Origin of the sequence: Mesorhizobium sp. (assembly GCF_004962925.1) — a bacterium.
In the GTDB taxonomy this organism is placed as follows: domain Bacteria; phylum Pseudomonadota; class Alphaproteobacteria; order Rhizobiales; family Rhizobiaceae; genus Mesorhizobium.
In genome coordinates, this window is sequence record NZ_SUEO01000008.1 from 1 (window position 1) to 7,376 (window position 7,376).

Consider the following 7,376-nt stretch of genomic DNA (forward strand, 5'->3'; position numbering starts at 1 on the left):
AGCCAAAACGAAACAATTCCGCCATAAGCGCGGCATCGTGCCGACACAATCGCAGCCGATAAAGCGCGCCGAAACAAAGGGTTCGGGCCATGACCACGGCACGGCAATTCAACATCATCGACAGCGGCGCCCGCGAGCTGCCCCGGCTGCGGCCGGCCGACGGCCATGCACCGAGACCGGCAGGCCAAATGGCGGGACCATTCGAGGTTGCCGCGGACGAGCGTACGGGATCGACCATGCGCGATGCGCTGGTGACCAGCCTGCTGGTGATCTATCCGGCTTTTGCCACGCTTGCGGCTATCATCGCCGGACTTTTCCTGGCCGGCGCCAGCGGCGCTTGAGTTTTGTCACCCGCTTCGGCGGTGAGGAAGCTCACTTCGGCCGCTTGAACGCCTTGCGCTCCGCCTCGACCTGCTCACGGCAGACGCAGCCCTCGAGATGGTCGTTGACCAGCCCCATGGCCTGCATGAAGGCGTAGACGGTGGTCGGACCGACAAAGCTCCAGCCGCGTTTCTTCAGCTCCTTCGAAATCCGCACAGAGACCGCCGTGGTCGGATTGGCGCGCAGATGGGCGAGATCGATGATTTCGGGCCGTTCGTCCGGGCCGGGTTCGAACTTCCAGAACCAGGCGGCCAGCGAACCGGCCTCGTCGGCCAATTCATGGGCGCGTTTGGCGTTGTTGATGGTCGAGACGATCTTGCCGCGGTGGCGGATGATGCCGGCATTGCCGAGCAGACGCTCGACATCGTTGTCGGTGAAGGCGGCGATCTTGTCGATATCGAAGCCGGCGAACGCCTCGCGGAAATTCTCGCGCTTGCGCAGTATGGTCAGCCAGGACAGGCCCGACTGAAAGCCTTCGAGGCAGATCTTTTCGAACAGCCTGCGGTCATCGGTGACCGGCCGGCCCCATTCATGGTCATGGTAGTGCAGATAATCCGGCAGATTGCCGTGCCAGAAGCAGCGCGCGATGCCATCGGGTCCGGCGAGCAGGCCTGTCTTCTCATCCATGGCAGAATTCCATTCGTTAATGCGCCTCAGCGCTGCCTTTACCGCGGCTTTACCAGATTCCTGAACCGGCCGGTAACCACACCGAAAGGTTTACTGACAATGGAGCATTTTACGCATTCCGATTCATGTTTCAGTTGCCGCTCGGCGCCCAATGTCCGCGAAACGGTGACGCTTTCGCGCCCGGCGTGTTCGACGATCAAGGTGCGTTCCGATGAAGACATTTTTGTTCCCGCTGCTCGGCGCCGCAGCCGTACTGGCCGCTGCCGCTACATCCTCCAGTGCCGGCGACCGTTATGCCGACAGGCCGCCGGTGGTGGTGAGCCCCGACCTTTCGGCGCCCTGGGTGCTGCAGCTTGGCCACGCGCCGGGCATCGTCCGGCAGAACCGGCAAGAGATGCAAAAGCCGCCGCGCCGTTATCAACGGCAGGCGCAACCGGCTCAGCTGCATACGGCGGCGATGCAGGCGCCGTCCAAGAAGCGCATGGTCGCGCGTCCGCAGATCGACCCGATCTACCTGCCGCAGGAAGTCGCCTATGACGGTCCGCACAAACCGGGCACGATCGTCATCGATACGACAGAGAATTTTCTCTATCTGGTCGAGAACAACGGCAAGGCACGGCGCTATGGCGTCGGCACCGGCAAGCCGGGCTTCGAATGGGCCGGCAAGCACAAGATCTCGCAGAAGAAGGTCTGGCCCGAATGGCGGCCGCCGGCGGAGATGATCACGCGCGAGGCCGCCAAGGGCCGTTATCTGCCGACCTATGTCGCCGGTGGCGTCGAGAATCCGCTCGGCGCACGCGCGCTTTATCTCGGCTCGACGCTCTACCGCATCCACGGCACCAACCAGCCTTGGACGATCGGCGGCGCGGTGTCGTCGGGCTGCATCCGCATGCGCAACGAAGATGTCGTAGATCTCTATGAACGGGTCAATGTTGGCACGACGGTTGTGGTGATATAGTTGCCGTCACGAATCATCTCGGCTAGAAAGACATTAGCTTTGGCTTTTTGAGGTCAGCTGAAAGAACAACGGGGGACGGGTCGTGTGGGGATGCGGCCAGTCACGGGAAGGGCAGCGCGGCAAGCCGTGCTGCCCTTTCTGTTTCTCCTGACGTCGCTTGGTGCGCATATCTTCGCGCCGAGACGTCGCGCGACAGGCATAGCAGTTCGCTTTCGTGCTGCCATTTTCCAAAGAATTTTGCTATGTCGGCAGCAACACTTCCAGACAGAAGGTCCATCCATGTCCCTGTCCGATGACAGCCGCTACCTCAGGGGCGGCCCAGTCGCCCAACGCATCATCGCCTCCGTGCGTGAGGATGCAGCGATCGCCACCGCCGAAGGTTTTCCGCCCAAACTGATATCGATCACCGTCGGCGACACAGCAGCGGTGGATGTCTATGTGCGCAATCAGCGCGCCAAGGCGGCATTGGCCGGTATCGGCTTCGAGGAAAGACGCTTTCCCGCCGACATCACCGCCGGCGAACTGGAAGCGGCGATCCACGGCCTTAATGCCGATCCGCGCGTCACCGGCATCATCATCCAGCGACCGGTGCCGGCGCACATCCCGATCAAGACGCTGCAGGCGGCGGTGCATCCGCTCAAGGACGTCGAGGGCATGCACCCGGCTTCGATCGGCAACATCGTCTACAACCAGCTAGACCTCGCGCCGTGCACGGCCGCCGCTTCGGTCGAGCTGCTCAAGGAAACTGGGCTTGATCTCAAGGGACTTGAGGTCGTCATCGTTGGCCATTCCGAGATCGTCGGCAAGCCGATCGCTTTCCTGCTGATGAGCGAGGGCGCGACAGTGACGGTCTGCCACCACATGACGCGCTCGGTGGCAGCGCACGCCCGCCGAGCCGACGCGCTGTTCGTCGCCGTCGGCAAGCCGCGGCTGATCAAGGCCGACATGGTCAAGCCTGGTGCAGCCGTCATCGACATCGGCATCAATGCCGAGATCGGACCGGACGGGGAAAGCCGCATCGTCGGCGACGTCGATACCGAGAGCGTCAAGGAGGTGGCGTCATGGATCACACCGGTGCCGGGCGGCGTCGGTCCGATCACCGTGGCGATTCTTTTGCGCAATACGATGGTGGCGCTCAGCCGCCAGCGCGCACGCTACCAGGCGACTTACGGTGTGGTGGACAAGCTCGCTGCTGAGTGAGAGCAGTGTGGAGTCACGTCACTCCGCTGCCACGACTGCCCTGTCTTTCGGGACACTCTCTGGCTGCGGTCCGCCATAAGCCCAGTCGAGCAGTTTTATCGTGTGCACCACCGGCATCTTCGCCGCAGAAGCGATCTGGGTGATGCAGCCGATGTTGCCGGTGGCGACGATTTCAGCACCCGTTGCCTCGATATTCCTGACCTTGCGGTCACGCAGCTGAGCCGAAATCTCGGACTGCAGGATGTTGTAGGTGCCGGCCGAGCCGCAGCAGAGATGGCCCTCGCGCGGCTCGCGCACGACGAAGCCGGCTTTGGCCAGAAGCTCCTTCGGCTGGCGGGTGATCTTCTGGCCGTGCTGCATCGAGCAGGCCGAGTGATAGGCGACGACGGTGCCCGGCTTGTGAACCGGCTCGGGCAGGTCGAGGCTTGCCAGATATTCGGTGACGTCCTTGGCCAGCGCCGATACTCGCGCCGCCTTGTCGGCATAGGCCGGATCGAGGCGCAGCATGAAGCCGTAATCCTTGATGGTGGTGCCGCAGCCGGACGCGGTGATGACGATTGCATCCAATCCGCCTTGCTCGATGGCGCGTGTCCAGGCGTCGACGTTGCGCCTGGCCGAGGCAAGGGCTGCCTCCTCGCGGCCCATGTGATGCACCAGCGCCCCGCAGCAGCCTTCACCCTCAGGCACCGCGACCTCGACGCCAAGCCGCGTCAGCAGCGCGATCGTCGTGTCGTTGATGGCGGGATCGAGCACGGATTGCGCGCAGCCGGTGAGAATGGCGACGCGGCCCATTTTTCTCATGCCCAGCCCCGCATGGATGCCCGGCGAAGCCATTAGCGAGGCCGCGGGAATCGACACCGGAGCGAGCTTGAGCATCGCACCCAGCGGCTTCAGCGCCGGGATCTTTTCGAACAGTCCGGCGAATGGCCGGCCGAGCTTCGCCAGCTTGAGCGCAGCGCGGAAACGCGAGGGATAAGGCAGGACGAATGCCAGCATGGCGCGTGTCAGGCGATCGAGCAGCGGGCGCTTGTAGGTCTCTTCGATATGGGCGCGGGCATGATCGACCAGATGCATGTAGTTGACGCCCGACGGACAGGTGGTCATGCAGGCGAGACAGGACAGGCAACGGTCGATATGGGTGACGATCTCCTTGTCGGCGCGGCGACCGTTCTCCAGCATGTCCTTGATCAGGTAGATCCGCCCACGCGGCGAATCCAACTCGTTGCCTAATGTCACATAGGTCGGGCAGGTGGCTGTGCAGAAGCCGCAATGCACGCATTTGCGCAGGATCTTTTCCGATTCCGCAACATGCGGATCGGCAAGCTGGGCAGCTGAGAAATTTGTCTGCACTAGAAAATTTCCTATGATCCCAGAAACCAGCTTTCCGGGTCTTTGACCGGCTCGCCGCGCTGCAGCGCCTGCAGGCCGAGAATGCAACGGGCGATGAACCAGACGGCGACGGCGAACATCAGCACGACGCCTATCGCCACCATCATCAGCACAACCGAGATCAGCGCGTAGAGCAGCCCGATCCAGAAGGTGCGGATCAGGAATGTGTAGTGGCTCTCGACGAAGCCGCCCGATTTGCCGCGGTTGATATAAGCAAGAACGATGCCGACAAGGCCGGTGACGCCGATCACCAGGCCGGCAAGGTAGAGGATGTAAATGACGAGCGCGTTGGTCGGGCCGGGCTCCAGCCAGCGGTCGGTCTGGCGCGGCGCGGGTTTGCCTGAATCGGTCGGGCCTGGATTGATGTCGCTCATGATGCTGCTCCCTCGGTTGCCGGGCCAAGAGTAGCAGAGCCTGCACCCGGCGCCATACGGCCGGGATTGAGGATATTCTTAGGATCGAACTCGGCTTTGAGCCGCGCCGACAATGCTGCCAGTTGCGGCGCCTGCGGCTCGAATACCGGCACAGCGGCGCGATGCGACGGGGCGGCGCGCACCAGTGTCGCATGGCCGCCATGCTGTCTCACCAGTCCGCGCAGAAGATCGGCTTCGGGATCGCCATGCTCCATGCGCAGCCAGATCAATCCGCCCTGCCAGTCATAGAAGGCATCGACCGCCGCGTGCATGCGCAGCGCCAGCACCATCTGGTGGCCTTGCGCCGGCGCCATCGAGACGCGCCATACCGGCTTTGCCAGGCCGTCGACGAAAGGCGCACAATCGCGGATATCGCGCCAGACGGAATGCGAGATCTCGCCCGAGATTTCCTCGAGCGGGCCGGCATTCCTGAGCAGATCTTTCAGCGCGGCGATGCGGTAGGCAACAGACGGACCGAACCCCTCGACGCGCAGCAATGTCGCCGCAGCGCTGCCGAGACTGCCACCGGCGACCCGTGCGGCAACGCGTTCGGGAAGATGGGCAGCGCTCGACACTTCCGCGCTGGAGCCGAGCGCCAGCGCCATGGCGGCTGCGGCGTGATCGTCGAGCAGGCCGCGCAGAGCGAGGGTGACTTCGGTCTCGGCGGCGGGCAGCACCTTGAAGGTGACATCAGTGAGGACGGCAAGCGTGCCCCAGCTGTTGGCCATGAGCTTGGACAGGTCATAACCGGTGACGTTCTTGACCACGCGCCCGCCCGACTTGAAGGCCTCGCCGCGCCCGGAAACGGCTGCTATGCCGAGGATGTGGTCGCGCGCCGCCCCTGCCTTCAGCCGGCGCGGGCCGGACAGGTTCGCGGCCAGCACGCCACCGATCGTGCCTTTTCCCCTTTCGCCGCCGAGCAGCGGGCCATAGTCCAACGGCTCGAACGCAAGCTGCTGGCCGTTTTCGGCAAGCAATTTTTCGATCTCGGCGAGCGGCGTGCCGGCCTTCGCCGACAGCACCAGTTCGGCCGGCTCGTAAAGCGTAACGCCGGACAGTTTTGACAGGTCGAGCGTGTGTTCGGTCTGCAGCGGACGGCCAATGCCGCGCTTGGAGCCGTGGCCGAGGATCTCGAACGGCGATTCTTCCGCCGCGGCCCATTGGACGGTGGAGAGGACTTCGGTAGCGCTAGACGGGGTGAAGATGGTCATGACGTTGCGCCGATGGCAAAAACGCCGCGATCCTTGCCACCCCCCTCTGTCCTGCCGGACATCTCCCCCGCAAGGGGGGAGATCGGATGTCGCTTCGGCTTTCGCCAACCACCAACGCTGGAACCAGGCGGAGGTAGTGCCAACTGAAGTGGTTGCCTTGAGGATAACTTCTTGCTTTGTGCCGGCAGTTATGCTAGGAATTTATTCATGGTGCTGATTTGCGCCATGGTGCTGATTTGCGCCAGCGACCGCCCCCGAGGCGGTTTCTATTTCAGCCGATCTCGACCGGCTGTCCTCAAGATGAAACGCCGTCACGCAGCGATGACAATCACCGACAGCAAGCCGAACAGCGCGATCAGCAGAAAGTTGGCCGTCCGGTAAAGTTTCAGCGCCAGCCTGATGTCGGCGCTCTCGACATCACGGCGGCCGCCTTCGCCCATGAACGCGTCGTCGACCATGACGCCACCATAGGAGCGCGGCCCGGCAAGTGCCAGGCCGAGCGCACCGGCCATCGCCGCCTCCGGCCAGCCGGCATTGGGCGAGCGGTGCTTTTTCGCGTCGCGCTGCACGGTGCGCCAGGCATTGCCGGCATCGGCGCCTTTGACAAAGAAAGAGGCACCCACGATGAGCAGCGCGGTAAGCCGCGACGCCGGCAGGTTGATCAGATCGTCGAAGCGCGCTGCTGCCCGGCCAAAGGCCTCGTGGCGCGGCGTGCGGTGGCCAATCATCGAATCGGCAGTGTTGGCGGCCTTGTAAGCGACGCCGCCGGCCAGCCCGCCGACGCCGATCCAGAAGACGGGCGCGACGACGCCGTCGGAAAAATTCTCGGCCAGGCTTTCGATCGCCGCGCGGCAGACACCGGCTCTGTCGAGCTTTTCCGGATCACGGCCGACGATCCGCGAGACGGCAACACGGCCGATGTCGAGTCCACCATTGTCGAGTCCGTCGGCCACCGCCTCGACATGCTCGGCCAGGCTCTTCTGCGACAGCAGCGACGTCGCCAGAATTGCCGTGAGGACCAGTCCGGCGGGAATGCCCGAAAGCATGGTTTCCACCGCGAAGGCGATGGCGGCCGGCACCAGCACGATGATCAGCAGCGCATGAACACCGCGCCGGCGACGCAGGGCGTCGGAATCAGTATCGCGGTTGAGCCTGCGATCGAGAAAGGATATCAGCCTGCCGAACCAGGTGACGGGA

General features: G+C 63.6%; 8 protein-coding genes. 3 read left to right on the forward strand and 5 right to left on the reverse strand.

Going from position 1 to position 7,376, the window contains the following annotated elements:
- Positions 1-89: 89 nt before the first annotated feature.
- Positions 90-341, forward strand: a complete 252-nt coding sequence (locus E5W87_RS03605) for a hypothetical protein (protein WP_292394079.1) — start codon at positions 90-92, stop codon at positions 339-341.
- Between the two features lie 31 nt (positions 342-372).
- Here the strand turns inward: E5W87_RS03605 and E5W87_RS03610 are convergent, their stop codons facing one another.
- Positions 373-1,008: a DNA-3-methyladenine glycosylase I gene (locus tag E5W87_RS03610; protein ID WP_292394081.1), complete on the reverse strand. Its 636-nt coding sequence runs from the start codon at positions 1,006-1,008 to the stop codon at positions 373-375.
- 211 nt (positions 1,009-1,219) lie between these two features.
- On the opposite strand from E5W87_RS03610, the gene E5W87_RS03615 reads away from it, so the two are divergent.
- Both E5W87_RS03615 and E5W87_RS03620 read left to right on the forward strand, forming a co-directional pair.
- A complete protein-coding gene (locus E5W87_RS03615; RefSeq protein ID WP_292394083.1) occupies positions 1,220-1,966 on the forward strand; it encodes a L,D-transpeptidase in 747 nt (248 codons plus the stop codon).
- A 279-nt stretch (positions 1,967-2,245) separates the two neighbouring features.
- On the forward strand, positions 2,246-3,166 hold the full coding sequence (locus E5W87_RS03620) for a bifunctional 5,10-methylenetetrahydrofolate dehydrogenase/5,10-methenyltetrahydrofolate cyclohydrolase (RefSeq protein ID WP_292394085.1): 921 nt from the start codon (positions 2,246-2,248) through the stop codon (positions 3,164-3,166).
- 18 nt (positions 3,167-3,184) lie between these two features.
- Here the strand turns inward: E5W87_RS03620 and glcF are convergent, their stop codons facing one another.
- The 4 genes from glcF to cbiB all read right to left on the reverse strand — a co-directional run.
- Positions 3,185-4,516 (reverse strand): glycolate oxidase subunit GlcF, encoded by a 1,332-nt coding sequence (glcF, locus tag E5W87_RS03625; protein WP_292394087.1) that lies wholly within the window; start codon positions 4,514-4,516, stop codon positions 3,185-3,187.
- 11 nt (positions 4,517-4,527) lie between these two features.
- Entirely contained in the window at positions 4,528-4,929 is a 402-nt protein-coding gene (locus E5W87_RS03630; protein ID WP_292394089.1) for a DUF4870 domain-containing protein, read from the reverse strand.
- Positions 4,926-6,179 (reverse strand): glycolate oxidase subunit GlcE, encoded by a 1,254-nt coding sequence (gene glcE / locus E5W87_RS03635; protein ID WP_292394091.1) that lies wholly within the window; start codon positions 6,177-6,179, stop codon positions 4,926-4,928. The genes E5W87_RS03630 and glcE overlap by 4 nt, the downstream gene beginning before the upstream one ends.
- 311 nt (positions 6,180-6,490) lie before the next feature.
- Positions 6,491-7,376 (reverse strand): adenosylcobinamide-phosphate synthase CbiB (cbiB, locus tag E5W87_RS03640; protein ID WP_292394093.1); only part of this gene is annotated, 886 nt, incomplete at its 5' end.

Bases quoted from the DNA above. Each gene is read 5' to 3' on its own strand.
- E5W87_RS03605 (WP_292394079.1), top strand. From the start codon at position 90: ATGACCACGGCACGGCAATTCAACATCATCGACAGCGGCGCCCGCGAG.
- E5W87_RS03610 (WP_292394081.1), bottom strand. From the start codon at position 1,008: ATGGATGAGAAGACAGGCCTGCTCGCCGGACCCGATGGCATCGCGCGC.
- E5W87_RS03615 (WP_292394083.1), top strand. From the start codon at position 1,220: ATGAAGACATTTTTGTTCCCGCTGCTCGGCGCCGCAGCCGTACTGGCC.
- E5W87_RS03620 (WP_292394085.1), top strand. From the start codon at position 2,246: ATGTCCCTGTCCGATGACAGCCGCTACCTCAGGGGCGGCCCAGTCGCC.
- E5W87_RS03630 (WP_292394089.1), bottom strand. From the start codon at position 4,929: ATGAGCGACATCAATCCAGGCCCGACCGATTCAGGCAAACCCGCGCCG.
- glcE (WP_292394091.1), bottom strand. From the start codon at position 6,179: ATGACCATCTTCACCCCGTCTAGCGCTACCGAAGTCCTCTCCACCGTC.